This window comes from Microbacterium sp. ZKA21, from assembly GCF_050434165.1.
Classification (GTDB): domain Bacteria; phylum Actinomycetota; class Actinomycetes; order Actinomycetales; family Microbacteriaceae; genus Microbacterium.
Genome location: NZ_JBNPVV010000001.1, coordinates 288,508 through 314,551 on the forward strand (window position 1 = coordinate 288,508; position 26,044 = coordinate 314,551).

The 26,044-nt window shown below is 68.2% G+C and carries 23 protein-coding genes; 7 read left to right on the top strand and 16 right to left on the bottom strand.

The features are described 5' to 3' along the window. Positions 1 to 59: 59 nt before the first annotated feature. The 5 genes from infB to M2317_RS01550 form a co-directional block, all read right to left on the bottom strand. Positions 60 to 2,798 (bottom strand): translation initiation factor IF-2, encoded by a 2,739-nt coding sequence (gene infB / locus M2317_RS01530; RefSeq protein WP_429456651.1) that lies wholly within the window; start codon positions 2,796 to 2,798, stop codon positions 60 to 62. A gap of 59 nt (positions 2,799 to 2,857) precedes the next feature. Next, positions 2,858 to 3,130, bottom strand: a complete 273-nt coding sequence (locus M2317_RS01535; protein ID WP_429456653.1) for a YlxR family protein — start codon at positions 3,128 to 3,130, stop codon at positions 2,858 to 2,860. A gap of 54 nt (positions 3,131 to 3,184) precedes the next feature. Beyond that, positions 3,185 to 4,171 (bottom strand): transcription termination factor NusA, encoded by a 987-nt coding sequence (gene nusA, locus M2317_RS01540; RefSeq protein ID WP_429456655.1) that lies wholly within the window; start codon positions 4,169 to 4,171, stop codon positions 3,185 to 3,187. A 151-nt stretch (positions 4,172 to 4,322) separates the two neighbouring features. Continuing rightward, complete coding sequence (locus M2317_RS01545) at positions 4,323 to 6,377, bottom strand: PhoX family protein (RefSeq protein WP_429456657.1); 2,055 nt, start codon at positions 6,375 to 6,377, stop codon at positions 4,323 to 4,325. A 92-nt stretch (positions 6,378 to 6,469) separates the two neighbouring features. Next, on the bottom strand, positions 6,470 to 7,486 hold the full coding sequence (locus M2317_RS01550; protein WP_429456659.1) for a TIGR00730 family Rossman fold protein: 1,017 nt from the start codon (positions 7,484 to 7,486) through the stop codon (positions 6,470 to 6,472). A gap of 124 nt (positions 7,487 to 7,610) precedes the next feature. On the opposite strand from M2317_RS01550, the gene M2317_RS01555 reads away from it, so the two are divergent. Continuing rightward, positions 7,611 to 8,528, top strand: a complete 918-nt coding sequence (locus M2317_RS01555) for a potassium channel family protein (protein ID WP_429456661.1) — start codon at positions 7,611 to 7,613, stop codon at positions 8,526 to 8,528. Positions 8,529 to 8,608: 80 nt separating this feature from the next. Here the strand turns inward: M2317_RS01555 and M2317_RS01560 are convergent, their stop codons facing one another. After that, a complete protein-coding gene (locus M2317_RS01560) occupies positions 8,609 to 10,363 on the bottom strand; it encodes a proline--tRNA ligase (protein ID WP_429456663.1) in 1,755 nt (584 codons plus the stop codon). A gap of 97 nt (positions 10,364 to 10,460) precedes the next feature. Between M2317_RS01560 and M2317_RS01565 the strand changes: the two genes are divergently transcribed. Next, positions 10,461 to 11,597 (top strand): hypothetical protein, encoded by a 1,137-nt coding sequence (locus tag M2317_RS01565; protein WP_429456665.1) that lies wholly within the window; start codon positions 10,461 to 10,463, stop codon positions 11,595 to 11,597. Positions 11,598 to 11,624: 27 nt separating this feature from the next. On the opposite strand, the gene M2317_RS01570 is transcribed toward M2317_RS01565, so the two are convergent. Beyond that, positions 11,625 to 12,395 (bottom strand): isocitrate lyase/PEP mutase family protein, encoded by a 771-nt coding sequence (locus M2317_RS01570; RefSeq protein ID WP_429456667.1) that lies wholly within the window; start codon positions 12,393 to 12,395, stop codon positions 11,625 to 11,627. A gap of 51 nt (positions 12,396 to 12,446) precedes the next feature. On the opposite strand from M2317_RS01570, the gene M2317_RS01575 reads away from it, so the two are divergent. Next, entirely contained in the window at positions 12,447 to 13,865 is a 1,419-nt protein-coding gene (locus tag M2317_RS01575; protein WP_429456669.1) for an RNB domain-containing ribonuclease, read from the top strand. 11 nt (positions 13,866 to 13,876) lie between these two features. Here the strand turns inward: M2317_RS01575 and M2317_RS01580 are convergent, their stop codons facing one another. The 3 genes from M2317_RS01580 to M2317_RS01590 are packed head-to-tail and all read right to left on the bottom strand — an operon-like array spanning position 13,877 to position 15,914. Next, positions 13,877 to 14,362, bottom strand: a complete 486-nt coding sequence (locus M2317_RS01580) for an HIT family protein (RefSeq protein WP_429456671.1) — start codon at positions 14,360 to 14,362, stop codon at positions 13,877 to 13,879. A gap of 3 nt (positions 14,363 to 14,365) precedes the next feature. After that, positions 14,366 to 15,256, bottom strand: coding sequence for a phosphotransferase (locus M2317_RS01585; protein ID WP_429456673.1), 891 nt, complete (start codon positions 15,254 to 15,256; stop codon positions 14,366 to 14,368). 4 nt (positions 15,257 to 15,260) lie between these two features. Continuing rightward, the gene (locus tag M2317_RS01590; protein ID WP_429456675.1) at positions 15,261 to 15,914 is read right to left on the bottom strand and encodes an HAD family hydrolase; all 654 of its coding nucleotides are present in this window, start codon (positions 15,912 to 15,914) and stop codon (positions 15,261 to 15,263) included. Positions 15,915 to 16,019: 105 nt separating this feature from the next. Here M2317_RS01590 and M2317_RS01595 point away from each other — a divergent pair, with 105 nt between their 5' ends. Together M2317_RS01595 and M2317_RS01600 are read left to right on the top strand one after the other, a co-directional pair. Next, positions 16,020 to 17,513 (top strand): HNH endonuclease signature motif containing protein, encoded by a 1,494-nt coding sequence (locus M2317_RS01595; protein ID WP_429456677.1) that lies wholly within the window; start codon positions 16,020 to 16,022, stop codon positions 17,511 to 17,513. 635 nt (positions 17,514 to 18,148) lie between these two features. Further along, positions 18,149 to 18,598, top strand: a complete 450-nt coding sequence (locus tag M2317_RS01600) for an NUDIX domain-containing protein (protein WP_429456679.1) — start codon at positions 18,149 to 18,151, stop codon at positions 18,596 to 18,598. Here M2317_RS01600 and M2317_RS01605 read toward each other — a convergent pair. The 4 genes from M2317_RS01605 to ispG are packed head-to-tail and all read right to left on the bottom strand — an operon-like array spanning position 18,595 to position 21,571. Beyond that, positions 18,595 to 19,464 carry a hypothetical protein gene (locus M2317_RS01605; RefSeq protein WP_429456681.1) on the bottom strand — a complete coding sequence of 290 codons (870 nt, stop codon included), beginning with the start codon at positions 19,462 to 19,464 and terminating at the stop codon, positions 18,595 to 18,597. The genes M2317_RS01600 and M2317_RS01605 overlap by 4 nt on opposite strands. Continuing rightward, the gene (locus M2317_RS01610; protein WP_429456683.1) at positions 19,464 to 19,796 is read right to left on the bottom strand and encodes a nuclear transport factor 2 family protein; all 333 of its coding nucleotides are present in this window, start codon (positions 19,794 to 19,796) and stop codon (positions 19,464 to 19,466) included. Before M2317_RS01610 ends, M2317_RS01605 begins: the two co-directional genes overlap by 1 nt. Positions 19,797 to 19,817: 21 nt before the next feature. Next, positions 19,818 to 20,420 (bottom strand): SIMPL domain-containing protein, encoded by a 603-nt coding sequence (locus M2317_RS01615; protein WP_429456685.1) that lies wholly within the window; start codon positions 20,418 to 20,420, stop codon positions 19,818 to 19,820. Next, positions 20,420 to 21,571, bottom strand: a complete 1,152-nt coding sequence (gene ispG / locus M2317_RS01620) for a flavodoxin-dependent (E)-4-hydroxy-3-methylbut-2-enyl-diphosphate synthase (protein WP_264157510.1) — start codon at positions 21,569 to 21,571, stop codon at positions 20,420 to 20,422. Before ispG ends, M2317_RS01615 begins: the two co-directional genes overlap by 1 nt. Before the next feature lie 191 nt (positions 21,572 to 21,762). Here ispG and M2317_RS01625 point away from each other — a divergent pair, with 191 nt between their 5' ends. Next, positions 21,763 to 23,616, top strand: coding sequence for a chorismate-binding protein (locus tag M2317_RS01625; protein WP_429456688.1), 1,854 nt, complete (start codon positions 21,763 to 21,765; stop codon positions 23,614 to 23,616). Positions 23,617 to 23,734: 118 nt separating this feature from the next. On the opposite strand, the gene M2317_RS01630 is transcribed toward M2317_RS01625, so the two are convergent. Both M2317_RS01630 and M2317_RS01635 read right to left on the bottom strand, forming a co-directional pair. Continuing rightward, positions 23,735 to 23,887, bottom strand: coding sequence for a hypothetical protein (locus M2317_RS01630; RefSeq protein ID WP_429456690.1), 153 nt, complete (start codon positions 23,885 to 23,887; stop codon positions 23,735 to 23,737). 137 nt (positions 23,888 to 24,024) lie between these two features. Further along, positions 24,025 to 25,341 (bottom strand): M50 family metallopeptidase, encoded by a 1,317-nt coding sequence (locus M2317_RS01635; protein WP_429457637.1) that lies wholly within the window; start codon positions 25,339 to 25,341, stop codon positions 24,025 to 24,027. Between the two features lie 67 nt (positions 25,342 to 25,408). Here M2317_RS01635 and M2317_RS01640 point away from each other — a divergent pair, with 67 nt between their 5' ends. After that, positions 25,409 to 25,978: a hypothetical protein gene (locus tag M2317_RS01640; protein WP_429456692.1), complete on the top strand. Its 570-nt coding sequence runs from the start codon at positions 25,409 to 25,411 to the stop codon at positions 25,976 to 25,978. Positions 25,979 to 26,044: the final 66 nt, after the last annotated feature.

Below are 26,044 nucleotides of genomic sequence, written 5' to 3' on the forward strand. Positions count from 1 at the left end.
TCGTTGAGACTCGTCGGGCGGGGATGCGCTGTGCATCCCCGCCCGACGATCAGACTCGATCAGCCGCGAGGCTTCTCGACGAGCTCGATGGTCTCGATCTCGTCGCCGATCTGGATGTCGTTGAACTTGCCGAGGCCGATACCGGCTTCGAAGTCCGTGCGGACCTCGGTGACGTCATCCTTGAAGCGGCGCAGCGACTCGATGGCCAGGCCATCGGCGAGCACGACGCCGTCACGGATGACGCGCGCCTTGGCGTTGCGCGTGATCGTACCGGAGCGGACGATGACACCGGCGATGTTTCCGACCTTCGAGGAGCGGAACACCTCGCGGATCTCGGCCACACCCGACTGGACCTCTTCGTACTCCGGCTTGAGCATGCCCTTGAGCGAGCTCTCGATCTCGTCGATCGCGTTGTAGATGACGGAGTAGAAGCGGATGTCCACGCCTTCACGCGAAGCACGCTCGCGCGCCTTCGTGTCCGGGCGGACGTTGAAGCCCACGATGATCGCGTTGTCGATCGTCGCCAGGTTCACGTCGGACTCGGTGATCGCACCGACACCGCGGTGGATGATGCGCAGCTGCACCGAATCGTCGACCTCGATCTTGAGGAGCGACTCCTCCAGCGCCTCGACGGCACCGGACACGTCGCCCTTGATGATGAGGTTGAGCGATTCGACCTTGCCCTCTTCGAGTGCACGGGTGAAGTCCTCGAGCGAAATGCGCTTGCGGGCCTTGGCCAGCTGGGCGTTGCGCTCGACGGCTTCGCGCTTCTCGGCGATCTGACGCGCCATGCGGTCCTCTTCGGTGACGATGAAGACGTCACCGGCGCGGGGCACGGAGTTCAGACCCTGCACCTGCACGGGGCGCGACGGGTAGGCCTCGAGGACGGCCTCGCCGTTCTCGTCCGCCATCGCACGGACACGGCCGTACGCCGTGCCTGCCACGATCGCGTCACCGATCCGGAGCGTTCCGGACTGGATGAGCACCGTTGCGACCGAGCCGCGGCCCTTGTCAAGCTTCGCCTCGATGGCGACACCACGGGCGGCCTTGTTCGGGTTCGCCGTGAGGTCGAGCCCGGCGTCGGCCGTCAGCAGGACGGCGTCCAGGAGCTCCTGGATGCCGGTGCCGGCACGAGCCGAGACATCCACGAACATGACGTCTCCGCCGTACTCCTCGGCGACCAGACCGTACTCGGTGAGCTGCTGGCGGACCTTGGCCGGGTTGGCCTCGGGCTTGTCGACCTTGTTCACCGCGACCACGATCGGCACGTTCGCCGCCTGGGCGTGGTTCAGCGCCTCGACCGTCTGCGGCATGATGCCGTCGTCGGCCGCGACCACGAGGATCGCGAGGTCGGTCACCTGCGCACCACGGGCACGCATGGCGGTGAACGCCTCGTGACCAGGGGTGTCGATGAAGGTGATCGCGCGCTCGATCTCCTCGTGCTCGGTCCAGACCTGGTACGCACCGATGTGCTGGGTGATGCCGCCGGCTTCGCCCTCGATGACGTTGGTCTTGCGGATCGCGTCGAGAAGACGGGTCTTACCGTGATCGACGTGACCCATGACGGTGACCACGGGGGGACGGATCTCGAGATCCGACTCGTCCTCTTCGGCCAACTCGGCCTCGAGGTCGAGACCGAAGCCCTCGAGGAGCTCCTTGTCCTCGTCCTCGGGCGAGACCATCTGGATCTTGTAACCGAGCTCCTCGCCGAGGACCTCGAAGGTCGCCTCGTCCAGGGACTCGGTGGCCGTGGCCATCTCACCCAGGTTGAAGAGGATCGTGACCAGCGTTCCGGGCTGCACGGTGTAGCCGCGCAGCGCCTCGAGCTTGTCCGCGAAGTCGGCGATCGATGCGCCGCGGCGCAGGCGGATGATCTCGCCGTTGCCCTTCGAGACGTTGACGCCGCCGACGACCGGCGCCGACCGCATCTCGAATTCCTGCCGCTTCGCCCGCCGCGACTTGCGCTGCTTGCTCTTGCCGCCTCCCTTTCCGAAGGCGCCTGCAGTACCGCCACCGGGGCCGCGACCGCGACCGCCGCCGCCACCAGGACGACCGGCGAATCCACCGGCCGGACGCTGGAAGCCACCTGCGCCGGCGCCTGCACCGGCGCCGCCGGGGCGACCGGGACCGCCAGGACGCTGCTGGAACGGAGCGCCGCCTGGACGACCGCCCTGACCACCGCGCGGTGCGCCGGGACGGGGGGAACCGGGACGAGGTGCGCCCGGACGCGGAGCTCCGGGACGCGGAGCCTGCGGCCGCGGGATGTTCCCCGGGGTCGGACGCTGGCCCATGCCCTGCGCCGAGGCGAAGGGATTGTTGCCGGGACGGGGCCCTGCCGGGCGCTGGCCCATGCCCTGCGCCGACGAGAACGGGTTGTTGCCCGGGCGAGGAGCACCGGGCTTCGGGGCGCCCTTGTCCGCCGACTTCGGAGCCGCGGGAGCGGCCGTCGACGGTGCCGGTGCGGCCGGCTCGGCCGGAGCCTGGGGCTCAGGTGTCGCCGCCTCGGGAGCCTTGGGCTCCGGGGCGGGCTTCGGACCCGGCTTGGGTCCGGGGGTCGGCGCCGCAGCGCCGGGCTTGGGGGCGGGCGCAGCCTTCGGCTTCGCGGGCTCCGCCTTGGCCGCGGGCTTCGCGGCCCCGTCGGCCTCAATCGCCGCGCGCAGCTTGCGCGCCACCGGCGGTTCGATGGTCGACGACGGGCTCTTCACGAACTCGCCGAGCTCCTTGAGCTTCGCGAGGGCGACCTTGCTGTCGACGCCGAGTTCGGCGGCGATCTCGTGCACACGTGGTTTGGCAGCCACAATTCTCCTGTCTGGGTCGGTCCACCCAGGCAGGGCAGACCACTAGTCGCGGACGGGTCTCATTTCGAGCCGTTCACTTTGTTTCCATAGCCGTTCAGCCGTTTCTCGATGGTCTGCGTGTCCAGCGGAGCTGTGACACGGAGTGCTCGTGCGAAGGCCCGGCGCCGCAGCGCCTTGTCCAGGCACTCAGGTTCCGGATGCACCCACGCACCTCGTCCCGGAAGCACCGCGCGCTCATCGATGATGAGGGCGCCGTCCTGGGCGACCACCCTGAGGAGGTCTGACCGGGAGGCACGTGCGCGGCAGCCGACACACGTTCGTACAGGTTCCATCTTACACCTCGGAGCCGAGACCCGAGCGACGTCGACCGTCCGTCGCCCGCAGCATCATTCGTCGAGGATGCTGTCCGGCTGGATGTCGATCTTCGCGCCGGTGAGCTTCGCGGCCAGACGGGCGTTCTGGCCCTCCTTGCCGATCGCGAGCGAGAGCTGGTAGTCGGGGACCAGAGCCCGAACGGCTTTCGTGTTGGCGTCCAGCACGAAGGCGCTCGTGACCTTCGCCGGCGACAGCGCCTGCGCGACGAAGCTCGCGAGGTCCGGGTTGTAGTCGACGATGTCGATCTTCTCGCCGGAGAGCTCTTCGGTCACCGCACGGACGCGGCGGCCGAGTTCGCCGATGCATGCGCCCTTGGCGTTGATCGCCGGGTCCTTCGCCGTGACCGCGATCTTGGTGCGGTGGCCGGCTTCGCGTGCGAGCGAGACGATCTCCACCAGCCCGGCGGCGATCTCGGGAACCTCGAGAGCGAACAGCTTGCGGACGAGTCCGGGGTGCGTGCGCGACACCGTGATCTGCGGACCCTTGAGCCCCTTCGCGACGCTGGTGACGTAGACGCGGAGCCGTGTGCCGTGGGTGTACTCCTCGCCGGGGACCTGCTCCTCCGGCGGGAGGATGGCCTCGACGGAACCGAGATCGACATGGATCATCCGCGGGTTCGGCCCCTGCTGGATGACACCGGCGACGATGTCGCCCTCCTTGCCGCGGAACTCCCCCAGCACGGCGTCATCGGCGATGTCGCGCAAACGCTGGCTGATGACCTGCTTGGCTGCGAAGGCACCGATGCGACCGAAGTCGTCCGGAGTAGCGTCCTCTTCGCCGATGATCGCGCCGTCCTCATCCGTGACGGGCTGGAGCACGGCGACGTGACCGGTCTTGCGGTCGAGTTCGACGCGGACGCCAGGAGGCACCGCCCCGTCCTCGGAGACGTGCTTGCCGTATGCGGTCAGCACTGCCTGTTCGATGATGGCGACGAGTTCGTCGAACGGAATCGCCTTCTCCTTCTCGATCCCGCGCAGCAGTCCGAGTTCGATATCCATGGCGGCCTCCCTGTATTCAGCTCTCATCCGCGGGAATCCCGCGGGCATCGGACCAGGATACCGGACGCGGCGCCCTTCGACCGCGTCGGGACGGACGAGACGACGCCCTCCACCCCCGGATGCGGAGATGAAGGGCGTCGCCGACTGCTGATCAGGCCCGGTGCACCTGGACCACGGACGGACGCGGTGCCGTCGCGACGTCACCCGGCGCCGTCGAGCCGTAGTCGGGGAACAGCGATCGCGGCGCCTCGAACGTGCCGTCCTCGCCAGGGTGCTGCACGGCCACGAAGACCAGTCCGTCCTTGTCGTGGATGACGGGCCCGCAGGTCTCGGCATCCCTCGGGACGGAGAGGAACTGCTGGACGTGCCCGCGCTCGGCGCCGTTGAGCGGCACCTTGAACAGCCCGTCTCCGTACCCGATCGTGCCGGGCTGGCCGTCGGTGGAGATCCACAGTTCGCCCTCGGAGTCGAACGCGAGGTTGTCGGGGCATGAGATCGGCGAGACCTTGTCCTTCGGGAATCCGGCGAAGTACGCGTTCTCGAACGTGTTCGGGTCGCCGCACAGCAGCAGGATGCTCCAGCCGAACGTCGTGCCCGACTGCCCCGCTGTCTCGGTGATCTCGAGCACGTGGCCGTAGCGGTTGCCGGCGACCGGGTTCGTCTCGTCGACCGTCTTGCGGTTGGAGTTGTTCGTCAGAGCGACGTAGACCTTGCCGGTGACCGGGCTCGGCTCGACATCCTCTGGGCGGTCCATCTTGGTGGCGCCGACCGCGTCGGCGGCCAGCCGCGTGTAGACGAGGACTTCCTCGGTGCTGAAACCGGGGACGACGCTCCGGCCGCCCTTCGTCAGCGGGATCCACCGGCCGCTGCCGTCGAACGCACCGTCGGACGGGAGTGCACCGGTGCCGGTGATCTCGGCCACGGGCGAATCGCCCGAGAACTTCGCGACGTACAGGTCGCCCTCGCTGAGCAGACGGAGGTTCTTCTTGCGCGATCCGGAGATCCGGTTCTTCGAGACGAACTTGTACAGGTAGTCGTTGCGCTCGTCGTCGCCCATGTAGGCCACCACGCGTCCGTCCTCGGCGACGCGGACGTTGGCGCCTTCATGCTTGAACCGGCCCATCGCGGTGTGCTTGCGCGGGGTGGAGGTCGGGTCCTGCGGGTCGATCTCCACGATGTAGCCGAAGCGGTTCGGCTCGTTGACGTACTCGGGATCGTGGGCGTTGAAGCGCGGGTCGTACGTCTCCCAGCCGGTCGACGTCAACGTCGTGCTCGATCCGCTGTAGCGCTTCTGCTGCGGGGTGTCGGCCGCCCAGGCGAAGTATCCGTTGAAATTCTCCTCACCGGAGAGGACCGTCCCCCACGGCGTCGTGCCGCCGGCGCAGTTGCCCAGCGTGCCGTGCACCCAGCGTCCCTCCGGGTCGGCAGCGGTCTTGACGAGATCGCTTCCGGCGGCGGGGCCGGTCAATTCGAAGACCGTCTCGACCGTGATGCGGCGATTGCGCTTGCCGTCGACGACGTAGCTCCAGGGCTGGCCGGTACGACGGCGGCGGATGTCGACGATCGAGAGCCCTTGAGCGGCCTTGTAGATCTCGCCGCGGCGCTGGAGCTCCGCGGCATCCGAGGTCGACGGGAACATGATGTTCGGGTTGACGTACTCGTGGTTGTTCACGAGGACGCCGGTCTTGCCGCTGCGGTCGGCGATGATGTCGAGGTAGTCGCTGTTGTAGCCGAACTGCTCGGCCTGGGCTTCGGGGGTCTGCGCGTCGACATCGAACGCAGGCGTCCGAGAGAACAGCGGGTCTCCCCAGCGGATCAGCGGGTTCCAGGTGTACCCGGCTGGCACCGTGAACGCGTCGACCTCGGCGGGGACGGGCGCGATCGCGTCGAAGGGAAGACTGCCGCGTGCGGGCCGTCCGAACGATGCGCCCGAGCCCGCGACTCCGGAGGCCTGCGGCGACGAAGTCGGCACCCCGCGGCCTGCACCGACGACCACGGCGACGGCCGCGGCAGCGCCGAGACCGAGGACGGCACGGCGGGAGAACACCGTCGATGCGATCGAGCGGAAGTGCTCGTTCGATGACGTGTTGCACTCCGGCCCGAGGCAGGCGTTGGCGCACTTCAGCTCGCACGTCATCGCCGAGCGCTTTCCGCTCACGTGGGACGCCATCGGCAGGGGGCGGCGGGGGATGTCAGTCAGGCTCATCGTCGGTCCTTCGTCGTCGGGTGATCGTGCCCGAGCTACGTTGCTCGCCCCGGATGGCCGACGGGTGAACGACCGCTGAACCCCGCGTTTACTCAGTCCGCGGACGAGAGCGCGTTGAGCGCGTCGATCAGCCGGTACAGGCCGCCGACCTCGCGTTGCCGCAGCCGCAGGGCGATGCGCGGCAATTCCAGGCGGTCGCGATCGCTCACCTCGACGGGAAGCGGAGCGGTGCGTTCGATCCGACCGGAGGCGACGAACGGGGCGAACTCGGTGTTGAGAGCGTCCAACTCGGCATCCGTCGGTTCCTGCTTGAGCCGAAGGACCAGCAGGTCGTCCACCCAGCGCAGGGAGTCGTAGTTGCGCCAGAATCCGGTGATCCGGGCGACAGCCTGTTCGGCGGAGTCCGTGATGAGCACACGGTCGAAGTCGTGCGGCGAGATGACGCCGGCGGGGATCAGCTGGTCGATGACGAAGCGCTCGAGGCCCCGCCAGAAGGTTCCGCCCGGTGCATCGAGGAGCACGATGGGCGTCGGCTCGGCCTTGCCGGTCTGCTGCAGGGTCAGCAGTTCGAACATCTCATCCATGGTTCCGAAGCCGCCGGGCAGGCAGATGAATCCGCTCGACTCCTTGACCAGCATGAGCTTGCGGGTGAAGAAGTACTTCATCTCGACCGAATGCGCATCCTCCGCGACGACCGCGTTCGGCTTCTCCTCGAAGGGCAGCCGGATCGAGACGCCGAGCGCCATCTTCTGCCCTGCCCCCTCGGCTGCAGCCTGCATGATTCCGGGGCCGGCACCGGTCACGACCATCCAGCCGCGTTGCGCCAGCTCCGCCGCGACGTCACGTGCCGACAGGTAGAGCGGATCGTCCTGCCGGGTGCGCGCGGAACCGAAGACGGTCACCTTGGGCACGTCCGAGTACGGTGCGAACAGCCGGAACGCGTCGCGCATCTCGCTGAGCGCCGAGGAGGCGATCTTCAGATCGAGCCGCTCCGTCCGGTCCTGGCCGAGCTGGATGCCGGAGAGCAGGATCCGGGTGATCAATGTGCGGTTGCCGGCGACGCCGGCCTCGTCCAGAAGGGCATCGATGCGGGTGCGCAGCTCGTCCATGGCTCTACTCTCGCACGTCCGAGGCGGTCACCCCGGAGGGTGAGTCGCGGCACGCACATGGCCGCCCTGCTCCACAATGGATGCCGACACGGCATCAGCGCTGCGTCGGAGGAAGGATCCCGTCATGGGCAAGATCAGGGAGAAGATCCGCGCGAGGCGCAGGCCGCGGACCGAATTGAAGAATCCGGCATATGAGATCTTCATCGGCATCCTGTCGCTGCTCTCGATCCTGAACCTCGTGTTCGTCTACGCGATTCAGGGCGACACCGCGATGCAGATCGTGCTCGCCGTCATGAACGGCCTGTTCAGCGTGATCTTCCTCATCGACTTCATCTATCGGATGGTGACGAGCGAGGCGCGCTGGCGCTATTTCTTCCGCGGCTTCGGATGGGCGGACCTCCTGGCGAGCCTGCCGTTCCCGCAGTTGAAGGTGCTGCGCATCTTCCGGTTGCTGCGCGTCTTCCGGCTGATGCGCGACCTGGGCCCCAAGCAGATCTGGCGGACCCTCGTCCAGGACCGCGCCAACAGCACACTGATGACGCTGCTGCTGCTCGGCATCCTCGTCCTGCAGTTCGGAAGCCTGTCGGTTCTCGCGATCGAGGAGGACGCCGAGGGCGCGAACATCACGTCCGCCTCGGATGCGCTCTGGTACACGATCGTCACGATCTCGACGGTCGGCTACGGCGATCAGTATCCGGTCACGGATGCCGGCCGCATGCTCGGTGTGCTCATCATCATCGTCGGCGTCGGCATCTTCGGCACCTTCACCGGATACCTCGCGAACCTGTTCCTCGGGCCTTCGGATGCCTCTGCGGACGACTCGCGTGCTCGAGACGTCGAGTCGGCTGACGCCGCGGCTGGAGTCGCCGGCGGCGCGACGTCGGGTGCGGTCCAGGTCGGCGCGGATGCCGCAGAGACCCAGGCCGAGCTGCGGGCGCTGGACGATGAGACCCGACGCGTGCAGGAGCTGCTCGCGCAGACCGAGGCCGCGGTCGTGGAGCTGCGTGCGCTGCTCGCCACCCGCGGGGATGACCGCAGCTGAACGTTCACTCGAGCGTCGACGCGCCTCCGGCGCGGGTGACAGGCGATGGCCGTCCTGCCGCCGCCGTTCGGCTGTCGACGTCAGGCGGTGAGGCGGGCGATCGCCTCGTCGACCGAGAGCGCGTCGCGCTCCCCCGTGCGACGGTCCCAGAGCTCGACCTGGCCATCGGCCGCACCGCGACCGACGACGAGCACACGCGGGATGCCGACGAGTTCGGCGTCGCCGAACTTCACGCCGGGTGACACCTTCGGACGGTCGTCGTAGAGCACATCGAGACGGGCATCCTCCAGTCGCGCGGCGACCTGCTCGGCGACGTCGAAGGCGACCTGGTCGCGTCCTGCGGCGACCACGTGCACGTCGAACGGCGCAACGGATGCGGGCCAGATGAGGCCCTTGTCGTCGTTGTTCAGCTCGGCGATGATCGCGAGGATGCGGGTGACGCCGATGCCGTACGAGCCCATCGTGACGGTGACGAGCTTGCCGTTCTCGTCCAGGACCTTGAGCCCGAGAGCCTCGGCGTACTTGCGGCCGAGCTGGAAGACATGGCCGATCTCCATGCCGCGGGCGAGTTCGACGGGACCCGAGCCGTCAGGAGCCGGGTCTCCGGCGCGGACGTTCGCGATCTCGACGATGCCGTCGGCGAAGAAGTCGCGACCGGCGATCACCGAGTGCGCGTGCTTCTGGTCGATGTTCGCGCCGGTGATCCAGCTCGAACCCTCGCTGACTCGAGGATCGACGAGGTAGCGGATGCCGGTCGCGGATTCCTCACCGAGAACGGCACCGGTCGGCGACCACGGCCCGATGTAGCCCTTGACCAGCAACGGGTTGTTCTCGAAGTCGTCCTCGGTCGCCGTGGACACCTCGGCGGGCGCGAAGGCCACCTCGGCACGCTTCTCGTCGACATCGCGGTCACCCGGGAGGCCGACGACGACGAGCTCGCGGCTGCCGTCGAGGTGCGTCAGCCGCAGCACGACGTTCTTCAGTGTGTCCGCCGCCGTGAACTCGCCGTCCAGCACCGCATTCGAGTGCGCCACGAGCGTCTCGATGGTGGGTGTGTTCGGGGAGTCGAAGATCGTGGCCGCCGGAGCGTCCGTGAAATCGACGGGCTCGGGCGCCGCGGTCGTGAAGGCTTCGACGTTGGCCGCATAGCCGCCGGCTGAGCGCACGAACGTGTCCTCTCCGACGGGCGTCGGGTGCAGGAACTCCTCGCTGCGGGATCCGCCCATCGCCCCGGCATCCGCCTGGACCATGACGTACTCCAGGCCGAGTCGCTGGAAGATGCGCTCGTACGCATCGCGCTGCGCCATGTAGGACGTCTCGAGTCCGGCATCCGACGAGTCGAACGAGTACGCGTCCTTCATCGTGAACTCGCGGCCGCGGAGCAGACCGGCACGGGGGCGCGCCTCGTCGCGGTACTTGTCCTGGATCTGGTAGATCGTCAGGGGCAGGTCCTTGTACGAGGAGTAGAGATCCTTGACCAGCTGCGTGAAGGCTTCCTCATGCGTGGGAGCGAGCAGGTAGTCGCCGCCCTTGCGGTCCTGCAGGCGGAACAGCAGGTCGCCGTACTCGTCCCAGCGGCCGGTCGCCTCGTACGCCTCGCGCGGCATGAGCGCGGGGAAATGTACTTCCTGCGCACCGGCGGCTGCCATCTCCTCGCGGACGACGGTCTCGATCTTCGCCTTCACACGCAGACCCAGAGGCAGCCACGCGAAGATGCCCGCGGCCTGCGGCCGGATGTAGCCGGCGCGGATCAGCAGCTTGTGGCTGGCGACTTCGGCGCCGGCCGGGTCTTCACGGAGCGTGCGGAGGAAGAAGTTCGAGAGACGAGTGACCACGCGTCAAGTCTAGGGCGCGCGGCCACTCGTCCGATCCGGTCAGTTCAGCGCGCGAGTTTTCGCCGAGATGATGTTCGGGTGCTGGTTCACTGAAGGCATGATGTCACAACCGACCGTCGAGGACGCATCGCTGCCCAAACTGTGGCGAGTGGCGGAAGAACTCGCTCTCACGCCGCAGGGCACCGATACTGCTAGCCGAACCGCGCTCCGCACGGCGCGGCGCGCGCGAAGGCGCTACCAAGCTGTGTTCGTGCTCGCGATTGTCGGCACCATCGGTACGGGAGTCGCGTTCGTTCACGGATCGGCCGAGTCGGAACCGCTACGTTCCTCGCTTGCCGGGATCGGGCTGGTAGTGAGTCTCGTGGCTTTCATCGCCACGTCCACGCGCCTCATCAGCGATCGAGTCTTCCGCGCACTCAGTCTTTTCGGCAAACGAGTCGATCCCTGGCTGTGGGGCGCGTTCATCAGCTTGGCGTACCTCTTCGCAATTCTCGCCGTGGTCCTTGCGGTCTCTGCAGCGGTATTGGACGTGACCACATCGACGAGCACAGCTGGATCCAAGACATATGCGTTCGCGACCGCCCTGATCGCCGTGATGCTGGCGATGGCGACATCGGCGGCGAGCGCACCGTTGCTCTCGACCACCGGGAAGCCACGGCTCTATCAGGCTCACGGTGCGCAGATCTGCTGGACAGCCGTCCTTATCGCGACGATCCTCAGTGTCATGCCGACAGCGCTGTGGCTCACGGAAAGCGTCGATCCAGCGACCCGCTGGGTTCTGCTCTCGATACTCATCCCTATAGTCATCGGCTTCGTCGGCTCGTTGTTCGTCTGGCATCGTCACGCCGTCGAACGTCTGGAGCGAAGCCGCGAACAGTTGTCCGATCGACTTTCTGAAGCTCTGAGCGCGTTGTCCGCCCCTTCGAACTCCGTGCCACCGATGCTTGCGCTACGCCGATTGGAGACCCTGATCCGTCGCAGTCCTTTCCGGTCCCAGTCCCCCGCGGCACCGCCGTTGACCGCTTCCTGGGAGATCGGCGAGATCATCCATCTGCTGTTGTGGGCCTGCGAGGAGGAAGAATATCCCACATCGATCTGCTCGCGGACCTCATCCGATGCACCTGTCCGGGAGATATTCCGCAACGCCGAGGCGGCCACCAAAGAGGACGTGCTCCGCGGCGGAGTGCCCTTCTTGCGCACGGCGATACATCGACTATTCCCTCCGCAAGAGTGACCGCTGTCTGCGAATTCAGCGATCCGGTCAGTTCAGCGCGCGAGTGCCCGCCGGGATGACCCCGTCGGCGTAGAGGCTCGACGCGAGGTCCTGCAGGGCGGTCAGCGCGACGCGCTGGGTCGTCGGGCCGTACGAGATCCGGGCGACGCCGAGGGCCTCGTACTCGGCGGCCGTGAGGGCACCGGGCAGCCCGATGACGCTGACACGGTTCTCGCCGATGCCATCGACGAGCTGTCGCGTGACCTCGGCATCCAGGATGCCGGGCACGAAGATCGTGGTCGCACCGGCGTCGAGGTAGGCGCGACCGCGCTCGATCGCATCGGCGATGCTCTCCTGCGCCGGGCGATCGCCCCCGCGGACGAAGGCGTCGGTGCGGGCGTTGAGGACGAACGGCACGCCCTCGGCCTCACCGGCGGCGACGATCGCCGCGACGTTCGCCACGGACTCGTCGAGCGGCTTCAGGCGATCCTCGATGTTCGCGCCCACCGCTCCCGCGGCGATCGCGAGCCGCGTGGTCTCGCCGGCATCCCCGTAGCCGTCGTCCAGGTCGGCGGAGACGGGCAGATCGACGGCTGCGGCGATGCGCGACACCATGTCGAGCATGAGTTCGCGCGGGATGGTGCCGTCGGCGTAGCCGAAGGTCGCGGCGATCGAATGCCCGGCCGTGGCGAGGGCTTTGGTCTCGGGGAGGGCGGCGACGGCCTGGGCGGACACGACGTCCCAGACGTTCACGACGCGGAGGATCTCCGGCGCCCGGTGCAGATCGATGAGGGTCTGAGCTTTCTCGGCAAGAGTCATGATCACACGCTAATCCCCCCTGGAGTCGGTGGCCCTGGTTAGTCTCGATTCATGCCTCAGCGTCGTGCCCATGTCGCCCCGTCCGCTGCTCAGAGCGAATTGGCCCAGGCCCTGACGGCGTTGCGCGCGTCGCTGGATGCCCCCGTGGAGTTCTCGCCGGAGGCGGTGGCCGAGGCATCCGCTGTCTCTCCCGCGCCCCCGGAGCTCGACCTGCGGGATGTTCCGTTCGCGACCCTTGATCCGCAGGGGTCGAAGGATCTGGATCAGGCTTTCCATCTCGCTCGCTCGGGCTCCGGGTTCGAGGTGCGCTACGCGATCGCCGACGTTCCGTCGTTCGTGACGGCGGGTGGTGCGTTGGATGCTGCGGCCCGCGAGCGCGGCCAGACGCTGTATGCGGCCGACGGATCGATCCCGCTGCATCCGCGCCTGCTCAGCGAGGATCGCGCCTCTCTGCTGCCGGACGTCGAGCGACCAGCGCTGGTGTGGACGTTCGCGTTGGCTGCCGACGGAGCCGTCGCGGATTTCCAGCTGGAGCGGGCACTGATCCGCTCGCGCGCACAGCTCGAGTACGCCTCTCTGCAGCGGGCTCTGGATGCCGGGGAGGAGACACCGGGGACTCTGCTGCGCGAGATCGGCGAGTTGCGCATCGAGCAGGAGCGCCTGCGCGGCGGAGCGAGCCTCAACCTGCCGGATGAAGAGGTCATCCGGGCCGAGGACGGCACGTACGAGATCGAACGCCGCCGACCACTGCCGGTCGAGGAGTGGAACGCGCAGCTGTCGCTGATGACCGGCATGGCCGCGGCATCCCTCATGCTGGAGGCGAAAGTGGGCGTGCTGCGGACCATGCCGCAGCCGGACGAGAAGTCGTTCGCCGCGTTCCGGCGGCAGACCGAAGCACTGGGGCGGCCGTGGACGACGGGGACGTACGGCGAGTATCTGCGCGGCCTCGACCGTGCAGACCCGCTGACGCTGCCGGTGCTCGAGGCGGCGGCGATGCTGTTCCGCGGGGCGGGATACGTCGTGTTCGACGGCAACGCTCCTGCGGATGCCGAACAGGCTGCCATCGCCGCACCCTACGCTCACGCGACTGCTCCCCTGCGCCGGCTCGTGGACCGCTGGTCGCTGGCGATCTGTCTCGCGGTCGCATCGGGCGCGGAAGTTCCGGCGTGGGCGCGCGAATCGCTGCCCCAGCTGCCGGGGCTCATGCAGGCGTCGTCGCAACGGGCGTCGAAGCTGAACTCCGCGACGATCAACTGCGTCGAGGCGGCGCTGATGACGCCATTCGTCGGCTCGCGGATCGAGGCGAACGTGATCGAGCTCCGCGATGGCGGCCGAGGCACGATTCAGATCGCGGATCCGGCGGTGACGGCATCCGCTCCGGTGCCGGACGGAGTTGCACCAGGTGATGTCGTGTCTCTTCAGGTCGTGCGTGCCGACATCGCGAAGGGGGAAGTCGAGTTCGCCCTGTGAGCTGCTGGACCTCAGAATGCGAAGCCGTGCGGCAACTGCAGCGCGACGCGAAGCCGACGCGCATAGGCGGCGCGTTCTGCGCCCGGTACCCATGACGCATCGTCGTGCCGCTGGTACAACCGGTCGTCGTGGAAGCGCGGGAAGACGTGGACGTGCAGATGCCACACGTCCTGCCCACCGGCGGGTTCGTTGTGCTGCCGGAGCGAGACGCCGTCGCATCCGTACGCGTCGCGGATGCCGCGCGCGACGATCTGGGTCAGCGACCACACATCGGCAGCATCCTCCGGGGCGAGGTCGTACAGGTTCTCGACGTGGACGCGCGGGATCACCAGCGCTGCGCCGGGGTTGCCCGGCCACCATTTCGGAGCGATGCGCGCATATGCCCGTTCCGTGACCGCCACGACGTCCGTGGCCTGGTTGCGCTCATCGAACTCGCCGTACTGAAGGCGGCAGAACGGGCACGAGTAGCCAGGAGGTTCGTGAGAGACGGGTTGCATCGCTCAGTCCTCGCCGAGGAGGTTCGCGATCATCCGGTGCCCCTGCGCCTCGAACTCTTCGTCTCCGACCTGATAGGCCCATGCCGCCGTACCGACGGCCTCGAGCGTGCGCAGCGCAAGCCAATGGCCCTCGGATCCACGGCGGGGGTCGTCACCGTATCCCTCGAAGAACGCGCGCTCGCAATCGGGAGCGACTCTCCATTGCTGGGCATCCAACCGCACGAGATCGGATGCCCGGCTGCGGAACGCGAATCGGCCGAAGTCGATCACTCTGAACTCGCCGTGGTCGATCAGCCAGTTCCGCGGCTGCCAGTCGCCGTGGGTGGGCACCAGCTCGACGGCACCGGGTGCGAGTCCTTCGAGCAGCGAATCCACCCGTGCAACGGTCTGCGGGGCGATCCGGTGCTCGGACGCGAGTGCGCGCTGCACCCGTTCGACCAGTCGTTCATCCCCGACGCGCGACGCCTGGTCGTGAAACGAACGCAGCAGTTCGCCTGCACGGCGGTGCACGTTCGGGTCGACTGCCGCGGGCATCTTGTCGATCAGGTGTCCAGGCATCCAATCCGTGACGAAGATCCGATGCGTGCGCGATGCGTGCCGAACACGCGTAGCGACGCCGCCAGCTGTCCAGATCGATGTCCACCCGTCGTGCGCATCGAGCTCACGTCCGATGTGATGGTTCGTCGGTCCCCCGGCCTTGACGACCAGCCGCTCGCCGCCATGCTCGACCTCGAGAACGTAAGACTCGGTCTGGCCCCAGCTGTGGTCCGCGATAACCGTGGCGCCCGGAATCCATTCGTCCAGCTCCGCTCGTTGCGCAGTGCTCAACCGCGCGAGATCACTGACCGAGAGCTCATCAGGGTTCATGTCGGGCTCGAGACCGTTGAGGTGCATCGAGTCAGTCAAGCACGGCGTCGGCCGAGACGAGGATGTGCGCCACGGCAGCAGGGACATCGACTGCCGTGATCGTCGCGATGGATGCCGGTGTGTCTGCGTCCCCGCCGGCGATCCACGCCGTCCGCAAACCTGCAGCCGCTCCCCCCGCGACGTCGGATTCATGGCCGTCGCCGACCATCCAGCCGCGGAGCGGGACACCCAGCCGACGGGCGGCCAGCGCGAAGATCGCAGGATCCGGCTTGCGGACGCCGGCCTCGGCGGAGATCACCCAGCCGTCGACCGCCTCCGCCAATCCGGTTCGGAGGACCTTCCCCTCCTGGTTGTCGACCTCGCCGTTGGTGACGATCCCGATCGTCCATCCTGCTGCGCGCAGCGCGGAGAGGGAGTCGAGAACGTCGTCCGTGCAGGTCACCAGTTCCGGCATGCGACGTCGATAGTCGGCCCAGATCCGGAGCGGGTCGTCGTCAAGTCCGAGTTCGTCGGCGATCTCGCGGAACGCCTGCTCCTTCGAGCGCCGTTGCGCCAGCTTCGCGGCCACTCCGCTGATCTGATCCGTGGTCAGCGAATGCATCGAACCGAACTCAGCCGCCCACTGCGATGCCGCCGACGCCTGATCGATGAGTGTCCCGTCGAGGTCGAACAGCGCAAGCGGCATGGCGCCATCGTAGCGAGAGCATCCGTTATGCATCCGTTATCGCAATCGGCCGAATTCGGGTCGAATAGAGCTTCGAATGTCGGTGGCCCCGAGCACCATGTGGGTATGAACTTCTTCACCGAGATCGACGCACGGGTCGCCACCCTGCGCTCGCTCCTGGGTGAGGATGCCGCGGCGGCCGACCTTCCGACGACGCTTCGATCGCTGTCCGACGACGAACTCGTCGACGCGATGCGCGCATCGGCGGCGCTGACGCGATGCATCGAGAAGGTGGCTGCCCTCGGCGCAGGCATCGCCGCCGCCCGCTCGACGCGCGAGTCCGGCCACAGCGGCCTCGCCCAGTCCCGCGGTCATCGCAATCCGGTCGGGCTCCTGCAGGAGGTCACCGGCGGAACGCGCACCGACGCAGCGCAGCGCATCCGGGTCGGTTCCGCGCTGCTCGAGGCGGATGCCGGAGCCGACGCGGCCGTCGATCAGGACGCAGATGCCGCGTGTGACGCGGGTGTCGATCAGGTTGATCCCTCGACCGATGCGCGTCCCCTCGGCGCCTGGCATGCGCCGGCTGACGCCGCTCTGCTGGCGGGACGCATCTCCGCCGCACAGCACGATGCGATTCTGCGTGGACTCGGCGAGCCGCGCGCGGCGTCGAGCACAGATGCCGACGCGCACGACGCATGGCTGATCGCAGCCGAGCAGCTCGTCGATGAAGCGGCGCATCGAACGGTCGAAGAGCTCGGTTCGTCCGCACGCACCCTGCGCGACATCCTCGACCCCGAGGGTGCTGAACGCCGCTTCCAGCAGCGCTTCGACGCCCGGTCATTCCGCCTGTGGACGGATCGTGACGGCATCCATCACGGCTCGACCACATACGATGACGAAGGCTTCGCACTGGTTCGGAGCATCAACGACGCCGCCCTCCGTCCGCGACTCGGCGGCCCCCGGTTCGTAGACGCGACCGAGAAGGATGCCGCGCAGGCGCTCGTCGATGACCCGCGCACCAACGATCAGCTGGCCTACGACCTCATGATCGATCTGGTCTCGGCAGGAGCGCGCGCCGAAGCCGTGACGGTTTTCGGCGTCAAGCAGGCCGGCGTGCGGCTCGTGCAGAAAGTCTCGCCGACCGGCGAACGCGGAGCAGTGCTCACCGAGGACGGCCTCATCGCACTGCCACGCGCGGCCGCCGACCAACGCCTCTGCGACACGGGAGCTCTCGTCATCACCGTCGACTCGTGCGGAAACCCGCTGCAGATCGGGCGAGAGCAGCGTCTCTTCACTCCCAAGCAGCGCGTCACCCTCGCGATCCGAGACGGCGGATGCCGGTGGCGGAACTGCGACCGCCCCGCGTCGTATTGCGAAGCGCATCACATCGATGAGTGGTCGGGCGGCGGTCGAACCGACGTGGAACGGGGCATCCTGCTGTGCCGCTTCCACCACATGCAGCTTCACCACGGCGGCTGGTGGGTGACGCGTGACGGGACAGGGGACTTCGTGCTGCATCACCCCGGCGGTGCGAGCTTCATACTGCCCCAGCGCATCGCCCTTCGATACGCGTTCGCGGACCTCGACCCTCCACCACGACGATTCACACCTGCGGCGTGAAGGGTTTGCGACGCGACGGCGTACGGCTCCGATACCGGCCGGACTGCGCCCGGCGCGGCCCGATGCTGAGGTGACGTCACGGCCAGCCGGATCCGACACGGGCCCATGGTTCGAAGCGCCCGCCCAGTGCCAGACGCGACCGGACGCGACATCCAGCAAGCCCGACACCGGCCAACGGTACGAAACACCCACCCCAGCGCCAGACGCGACAGTACGGTCCGTCACGATGTCTTGAGACATGCGTCCACGATGTCCCGAAACCAGACGGTGCCAGACGCCACCCGACGCGACATCTAACAAGCCCGACACCGGCCAACGGTGCGAAACGCCCACCCCGTTGCCACGCAACGCGACGGCCAACGTCTCGGACACCGGCCAGACGACTCGACGCTGCCCCGATGCGCCTTCGACGACGCCGACATGGACGTACCGTTCGTCTAGACGCCGCAGAACGGTCCGGACATGCAGGTCGGCGAATCCTCGCGCGTATCGGTCACCGCATTGACCGACAGCTTCCAGCGCGCCGGCCGGTGACGGAAACGGCTCCCCCGAGGATCCGACCCGCGCCGTCCATGTCCTCGCACTCCCGCGTCGACGGGTCCGTCCCCTGCGTCCGGAGTCCTTAGGCTCGAACCATGCCACCATCCGAGCGAACCGTCGTAGAAAAGGCCGTCTGCTACGTGATCGTCGACGAGCACCTGCTGGTGTTCACGCACGACGACGAACCCATGGACGTCACCGGCGTGCAGGTGCCTGCGGGGAGCATCCGCACCGGCGAGACCGCAGCCGACGCCGCCATCCGTGAGCTTCGGGAGGAGACAGGGCTGCACGGCCGCATCGTCCATGCACTCGGCGAAGCGGATTACGACCTCGCACCGATGCGCGACGAGATCGCCCACAGACATTTCTTCACGATGGCCGTCGATGACGTCGACATCGACGCGTCATGGCGCGGCGGCGAGAACGATCCGTCCGACGGCGGCGCACCCCGCACCTGGACATGCCGCTGGATTCCGATCACCCAGGCGCACGTCCTGGCAGGCGGACTGGGCGCGAAGCTCGGCGAAGCGACCAGGCAGGCCTAGACCGCCGGCATCGCCGACGTCCTCATCACGAGCAGCTGCGGATCCGAGAGATCCAACGACACTGCGATCGAGGCGAACTCGGAAAGGGACTGCACATGCGTCCCGCCGCACGGGATCGACGCGATGCCCTCCGGAAGCTCGCATTCCCAGCGGCGCATGTCGACGATCGTCGGACCGTCCGTCACGATGCGGCTCGCCGCATCGGATGCGACCCACTCGGCCAGCTGCGCGTTGATCTGCCGCTCGCGCTCCGCCAGCGACGCGGCGAATCCCTCGGTATCGAAGCCGGCGCGGCGCAGGCTCTTGCCGAGTCGATACTCGTCAACCGCCCCATCCTCGTGGATGCGACTCGTCTGGTTCGCCCGCCCTTCGAAGTCGGGGTGGCCGAGCGCGTCGGAACCCGGGTCCTTGCGCCACAGATCCGCCACCGCGAGATCGAGCGCGAGCGAGGCGAGATGGCACGCGGTATGACCACGACTGAGCGCCGCCCGCAGCCCGGCATCCGCGCGCAACGAGACCGCGACACCCGGCAGCAGCCACCCGGGCGCATCCGGCGCAGACAATCGATGTCCGACCTGCCACGCCCATCCTTCGGCACCCCGCTTCACCGGGATCTCGGCGCCGACGAACAGTGCACCGTCCTCATCCTCCGCCACCATCACCGCTTCGACGACGTCGACCGCATCCGCACCGGAGGCGATCGTCCCGGCATCCCCCGGCTGATCCGGCCAGGTGTGATCGACCGGATGGAACGGCGTCGCATCGGCGACGACGATCGCGCCGTCCACATGCGACCGGACGGCATGGACGATGCTGTCGCCTCCGATCGCGCCGGAAGCGAACGAGACGCTCGTGGAGACCGCCATCAGTGGTTCGGCGGAATCGTGAAGCTGGCCAGAAGGTCGCCGTCGACGACGAAGATGCCGTTCGACTCGCCGTTGAACACGCGACTCGACCAACCGAACGTCACACGCGTCGTGTCGCCGTCGGTCTCCGCGGTCAACAGCGTCATCCGCGCACCCGCACCGATCGCGTCGCTCCCGGCCCACCGATGCACGCCGTCACGGCCCCGCATCACACGACCCCAGTCATCGATGAAGCCGTCCTCCGTGAACGCCGCCACGAACGCGTCCGTGTCCGCGGCGTTGATCGCATCCACCATCGCCTTCACCGGCACGGGAACAGTCGGTTCAGACATCCTCGTCCTCCTTCATGATCGTCATTCGGTCTCGAAATCGCCCTTCACCGCGACCCGCACGGTGATCTCGGGAATGGTGAGCTCCGGACCGCCACCGGCCCCGCGCCCGCCCTGCGGCCCGTAGCCGTCGTCCTCACGGATCGCCACGACGCGCTGCACCGTCTGGCCGAGAGCGGCGGCGAAATCGTCGGCCTTCGCCCGAGCATCCGTGACCGCGACCGTGCGCAGATGCCGGGTCACGGCGTCCCGCGTGACCTCGGTCAGCGCCCACGACGTCGAGACCGTGGCGCCGAGCGCGCTCAGCGCCGCCACGACGTCGGCCACCTCGGCCAGCCGGGACATCTTGACTCGCACCGTGCCGCGGGTGAGGTGATCGCGGTGCTTCACGCCATCCTTGTCAGTCCACACCCGCGCGCTCGTGCTGAGGACATCCACCGAATGCCAGGTCGCAGCTCCGGACGCGCGCAGACGGGCGGCTTCCTCGGCGAGCTGCGCGTGCACCGCCGTGCCCTGACGGATCGACGTCGCCCGATCAGCGTGCGCGATCGCGATCTCGGCCGTCAGCGTGGCGCGCTCGGCCCTGTGGTGGTTCTCGCCGAGGCCGGCGACGGTGATGACCGTCATCAGACGGTCGTCACCTGGGCGGTTCCGAGCGGAGCATCCGGACCCATCTCGGCGGCGATGCGGTTCGCCTCCTCGATAAGGGTGGCGACGATGTCTGCCTCCGGCACTGTCTTGATGACCTCGCCCTTGACGAAGATCTGACCCTTGCCGTTGCCGGACGCGACCCCGAGGTCGGCCTCGCGCGCCTCGCCCGGGCCGTTCACGACGCAGCCCATCACGGCCACGCGCAGCGGAACCGTCATGTCCTTGAGGCCCTCTGTGACATCCTCGGCGAGCGTGTAGACATCGACCTGCGCGCGGCCGCAGGACGGGCAGGAGACGATCTCGAGCTTGCGCTCGCGCAGGTTCAGCGACTGCAGGATCTGGTGCCCGACCTTGACCTCTTCGGCCGGCGGCGCGGACAGCGACACCCGGATCGTGTCGCCGATCCCCTCGCCCAGCAGGATGCCGAAAGCCGTCGCGCTCTTGATCGTGCCCTGGAACGCGGGTCCTGCCTCGGTGACGCCGAGGTGCAGCGGCCAGTCCCCCATCTGAGCGAGCAGACGGTAGGCCTGCACCATGATCACGGGGTCGTTGTGCTTGACCGAGATCTTGAAGTCGTGGAAGTCGTGCTCCTCGAACAGCGATGCCTCCCAGCGCGCGCTCTCGGCGAGCGCCTCCGGCGTCGCCTTGCCGTACTTCTGCAGCAGACGAGGATCCAGTGACCCGGCGTTCACGCCGATGCGCAGCGACACCCCGGCATCCTTCGCGGCCTTCGCGATCGCGCCGACCTGGTCGTCGAACTTGCGGATGTTGCCCGGGTTCACGCGGACGGCGGCGCAGCCGGCGTCGATCGCCTGGAACACGTACTTCGGCTGGAAGTGGATGTCGGCGATCACCGGGATCTGACTCTTCTTCGCGATGATGTGCAGCACATCGGCGTCGTCCTGCGATGGGACGGCGACACGCACGATCTCGCACCCGGATGCCGTGAGCTCGGCGATCTGCTGCAGAGTGCCGTTGATGTCGGTGGTCTTCGTGGTCGTCATCGACTGCACGCTGACGGGAGCATCGCCGCCGACCAGCACCTTGCCCACCTTGATCTGGCGGGACTTGCGGCGCGGGCTCAGGACTTCGGGGACACGGGGCATCCCAAGATTGACTGCTGGCACCCCTCCAGATTACGCGGCCGAAACGTGGCGAGGCTGGATACACGCAGTGTGATAGTTTCGCCCCATGCTCGCGAACGTCACCTGGTGGCCCGCCTCCTAGGCGGTGTGTTCGCGTTCCCACGAATCCAGACCGCCCCCGGGGCGGTCTTTTCGTTGAGTCGCGCCGGATGCCCGATCCTCAGGAGACCCCGATGATTCAGCTGCCCGATCAGAGCGCCGCTTTCGTGCTCATCGCACGCGACGGCTCGGACAGCATCGAGCTGCTCACGGGCGACGTCATCGACGTCGATCTGCTCGCCGACATCCCGCTGACGTCCGAGGGCACAGCCCAGGAAGTGTTCGCGCTCGTCCCGTACCGCCAGGTCCGCGAGCGCGGCTTCGAGGCGCAGGACGACGCGACCCCGTTGCGCTGCCTCATCGTCGACCATCACGAGCACCTGCCGTTCGCCGACCTGGTGGCATCGCTCCCCCGCGACCCGATCGCCCTGCATGATGCCGGGTTCGACATCTCCGACGACGACTACGCGGCGGTCGTCGAGCGCGTCATCGCCGACGAGATCGGCCGGGGCGAGGGCGCGAACTTCGTGATCCGCCGCGACTACACCGCGCGCTTCGACGCCGACGACCGCACCGCGGCCCTCACGTGGTTCCGCGCCCTGCTCGAGCACGAACGCGGTGCGTACTGGACGTTCGCGGTCGTCACCCCCGGCCAGGTCCTCGTCGGCGCGAGCCCCGAGGCGCATGTGGTGGCGCAGGACGGCATCGTCACGATGAACCCGATCTCCGGCACCTTCCGGCATCCAGCGGGCGGGGCGACCAAGGAGTCGCTCGTCGAGTTCCTCTCCTCCGCCAAGGAGACCGAAGAGCTCTTCATGGTCGTCGACGAGGAGCTCAAGATGATGAGCGCCGTCTGCTCCGACGGCGGACGCATCACCGGCCCGCATCTCAAGCAGATGTCACGCCTCACGCACACCGAGTACATGCTGCGCGGCTCCAGCCGACTCGACCCGCGCGACATCCTCCGCGAGACGATGTTCGCGCCCACCGTGACCGGCTCCCCGATGCAGAATGCGTGCACCGTCATCCGCCGCCACGAGGCGAAACCCCGCGGCTACTATTCGGGCGTCGCCGCCCTGTTCACTCCGAACGCGCATGGCGGTCACGACCTCGACGCCCCCATCCTCATTCGCACGGTCTACGCCCAGGACGGCGAACTGCGCGTGCCGGTCGGCGCGACGCTCGTGCGCCATTCCGACCCGCACGGCGAGGTCAGCGAGACCCACGGCAAGGCGGCCGGCGTCCTCGGCGCGATCGGTGCGATCGACCGGGACGAAGTGGTGGATGCGGACGCTCCGGCCCGGCCCGTCGATCTCGCCGCGGATGCCGAGGTGAGCGCCCTGCTGAACGCGCGCAACTCGCGCCTGGCCGAGTTCTGGCTCAACCCCCAGGGCGACGATGCGGCGGGAGCGTTCGCCGGCCGCTCCGCGCTCGTCGTGGATGCCGAGGACCGGTTCACCACGATGCTCGCGCACCAGTTGCGCCACCTCGGTCTCGAGGTGCGCATCCTGCCGTGGAGCGAGGCGACCGATGCGGATGCCGACGCCGCCGATCTCGTCGTCGCGGGCCCCGGACCGGGCGATCCACGCGATGGGTCGAGCCCCCGCATCGCACGCATGCGGGACCTCGTCGCCCGACGACGGGAGCAGCAGCGGCCGCTCCTGGCCGTCTGCCTGAGCCACCAGATCCTCGCCGACGGCTTCGGGATCGGGCTCGCTCCGCTCGACAGCCCGCACCAGGGGTTGCAGAAGGTCGTCCCCGTGTTCGGCGAGGACGCTTCGATCGGCTTCTACAACACATTCACCGCGCGCGTCGCGCCGGGGACGACGCTCGTCGGCGAAGCGGAGGTGTCCGCAGATGCCGTGACCGGCGACGTCTACGCGCTGCGCGCACCGCACGTCGCCAGCGTGCAGGGGCATCTGGAGTCGATCCTCTCGCGCGACGGCATCCGCACCCTCGAGCGACTCGTCGCGCACGCCCTCGCGTGACGATCCCGCGGAGCCTGTCGCACACCCGCCTCGCTGGGGCTTGACCCGCCGCTGACCGCTTGCGCCGGCGCCATGCAGCCGGGCGCAGGCACCGGCGCCATGCAGCCCGGCGCGAAGGTCAGCCGCCCAGCAGATCGACGGGATTGAAGACGTCGGCGAACCGCAGCAGCGACGAACTCGCAGGACTCGTCGCCCACCCGCCTCGCTGGGGCTCGACCCGCCGTTGACCGCAGGCACCGGCGCCATGCAGCCCGGCGCGGAGGTCAGCCACCCAACAGATCGACCCGACTCAAGACGCCGGCGAACCGCAGCAGCGACGAACTCGCCGAACTCGTCGCCCACCCGCCTCGCTGACACACGACACACCGCTGATGGCAGGCACCGGCGCTATGCAACACAGGACGGAGGTCAGCCGCCCAGCAGATCGACGGGATTGAAGACGTCGGCGATCAGCAACAGCGCACCCATCGCGATCAGCAGCGTCGCCACGACGACGGTCAGCGGCACCAGTCGCGTCGCATCCACCGGAGCGGGCGGAGGCCGGTGGAACAGCTTCGCCCACGCGCGTCGGATGCCGTCCCACAGCGCCACGGCGATGTGCCCGCCGTCCAACGGCAGCAACGGGATCATGTTGAAGACGAACAGCGCGACGTTGAGCGCTCCCAGCAGATTCAGCAGCACCGCGAACCGGTTCAGCACCGGCGCGTCCGTCGCCGCGACCTCGCCGGCGAGACGACCGACGCCGACGACGCTGAGCGGTCCGTTCGGATCCCGCTCGCCGCCCGTGAAGGTCGACACCGCGATATCCCACAGCCGCACCGGCAGCGTGGCGATCATGCTCGTGACGCGCCCCGCGGTCTCCATCGTCATCTGGAAGCCGGTCGTCAGCGGCTGCTGGATAAGGCCCATCTGGGACCCCATGCCGACGTAGCCGACTTCGGCGACGACCTCGTCGCCGTTTTCGTCGAGCAGCGGCTGCCCTGAGGCGTCGGTGAGCGTGCGCTCCACCTCGATCGGCGTGATCTCCAACGGCATCTGCTCGCCATCGCGGTCGACGATGACCTCCAGGGACTCGCCGGGCGAAGCCTGCACGATCTCGGTCGCCTCGGCGAACGTGTCGACCGCCGTGCCGTCGATCGACACGATCACGTCGCCCGGCTGTACGCCGGCCTCGGCGGCCGGCGTCGCCGGGTCATCGGCCGCGCACTCGGTCTGGGTCGTCCCGGCCGGGAGCACGCATTCCGACACCGAGGCGATCGTCGTCGTACCCTGCTGCATCCCGATGCCGGACGCGAGCACCGTGAAGATGACGATCGCGAGCAGAAGGTTCATCAGCGGTCCGCCGAGCATGACGATGATGCGCTTGTAGACGGGCAGCTTGTAGAAGACCCGGTCCTCGGCTCCGGCGGCGATCGTCTCGTCGTTGGCCGAGCGCGCGTCCTGGATCAGAGTGCGGAAGACCCCGCCGGCGGGCTTGTCGCTGGTGGATGCCGGATACATCCCGGACATCGAGATGAATCCCCCCAGCGGAAGAACCTTGAAGCCGTACTCGGTCTCGCCGATCCTCTTGGACCACAGGCGAGGACCGAAACCGATCATGTACTGCCCGACGCGCACGCCGAACAGCTTCGCGGGGACGAGATGGCCGACCTCGTGCAACCCGATCGAGACGCCGAGGCCGACGAGCATGAAGAGGATGCCGACCACGTAGAGCAGGATTTCCACCTGATCACCGTACTGGTCGGTCACGAGGAATCCGCTGAGTCCCCCTGCGTCCGCCTAGACTTCAGGAATGACCTCCCGGCAGCTGCGACTTCTGCGCGCTGCTGCGGCGACCTCGGTGGCGACGACGCTCGCCGCCGTCTCGCACACGGTCGGCGGTGGGATGCCGCCGCATCCGCTCCTCGTGGTCGCGCTCAGCATCCTGCTCGTGCCGCTCGCCTCGGCGCTGATCGGGCGACGTCCGTCGGCCGCCCGCACCGCGCTCACGGTCCTCGTCTCCCAGGCCGCCTTCCACGTGCTGTTCCAGGTGCTCGCTGGAAGCCTGACGGACACCGGCCTGCCTGCGAGCGGTCACGCCCACCATGTGGTGCAGCTCGGGCCTGTCGTCGCCGCCGTCGCCCCGGATGCACCGATGCTGCTCTCGCACGCCCTCGCGGCGCTCGCCACCACGCTGCTGATCTGGCACGGCGAGCGGATGCTTCGCGCGATCGCCGGCTGGGCACGCGCGCGCCTGCTGCCCGTGGTCCCGGTCCTGCCCGTGCGCACTCGGGCGCGGCTGGCACCGACGACGCTCGTCCTCACGACGCGGCTCGCGCCCCTGGCCGCCGTCGTCAGCCGACGCGGTCCGCCCTCGGTCTGATCCGCGCATTCCCGCCCCGCACCCTCCGGATGCGGTGCCTCGATGTGCGCGCCCGTCGGGTTTCGA

Coding starts and splice junctions, on each gene's coding strand:
- M2317_RS01535 (WP_429456653.1), bottom strand. CDS start 3,130: ATGGAACCTGTACGAACGTGTGTCGGCTGCCGCGCACGTGCCTCCCGG.
- nusA (WP_429456655.1), bottom strand. CDS start 4,171: ATGGATATCGAACTCGGACTGCTGCGCGGGATCGAGAAGGAGAAGGCG.
- M2317_RS01545 (WP_429456657.1), bottom strand. CDS start 6,377: ATGAGCCTGACTGACATCCCCCGCCGCCCCCTGCCGATGGCGTCCCAC.
- M2317_RS01550 (WP_429456659.1), bottom strand. CDS start 7,486: ATGGACGAGCTGCGCACCCGCATCGATGCCCTTCTGGACGAGGCCGGC.
- M2317_RS01555 (WP_429456661.1), top strand. CDS start 7,611: ATGGGCAAGATCAGGGAGAAGATCCGCGCGAGGCGCAGGCCGCGGACC.
- M2317_RS01565 (WP_429456665.1), top strand. CDS start 10,461: ATGATGTCACAACCGACCGTCGAGGACGCATCGCTGCCCAAACTGTGG.
- M2317_RS01570 (WP_429456667.1), bottom strand. CDS start 12,395: ATGACTCTTGCCGAGAAAGCTCAGACCCTCATCGATCTGCACCGGGCG.
- M2317_RS01575 (WP_429456669.1), top strand. CDS start 12,447: ATGCCTCAGCGTCGTGCCCATGTCGCCCCGTCCGCTGCTCAGAGCGAA.
- M2317_RS01580 (WP_429456671.1), bottom strand. CDS start 14,362: ATGCAACCCGTCTCTCACGAACCTCCTGGCTACTCGTGCCCGTTCTGC.
- M2317_RS01585 (WP_429456673.1), bottom strand. CDS start 15,256: ATGCACCTCAACGGTCTCGAGCCCGACATGAACCCTGATGAGCTCTCG.
- M2317_RS01590 (WP_429456675.1), bottom strand. CDS start 15,914: ATGCCGCTTGCGCTGTTCGACCTCGACGGGACACTCATCGATCAGGCG.
- M2317_RS01595 (WP_429456677.1), top strand. CDS start 16,020: ATGAACTTCTTCACCGAGATCGACGCACGGGTCGCCACCCTGCGCTCG.
- M2317_RS01600 (WP_429456679.1), top strand. CDS start 18,149: ATGCCACCATCCGAGCGAACCGTCGTAGAAAAGGCCGTCTGCTACGTG.
- M2317_RS01605 (WP_429456681.1), bottom strand. CDS start 19,464: ATGGCGGTCTCCACGAGCGTCTCGTTCGCTTCCGGCGCGATCGGAGGC.
- M2317_RS01610 (WP_429456683.1), bottom strand. CDS start 19,796: ATGTCTGAACCGACTGTTCCCGTGCCGGTGAAGGCGATGGTGGATGCG.
- M2317_RS01615 (WP_429456685.1), bottom strand. CDS start 20,420: ATGACGGTCATCACCGTCGCCGGCCTCGGCGAGAACCACCACAGGGCC.
- M2317_RS01625 (WP_429456688.1), top strand. CDS start 21,763: ATGATTCAGCTGCCCGATCAGAGCGCCGCTTTCGTGCTCATCGCACGC.
- M2317_RS01640 (WP_429456692.1), top strand. CDS start 25,409: ATGACCTCCCGGCAGCTGCGACTTCTGCGCGCTGCTGCGGCGACCTCG.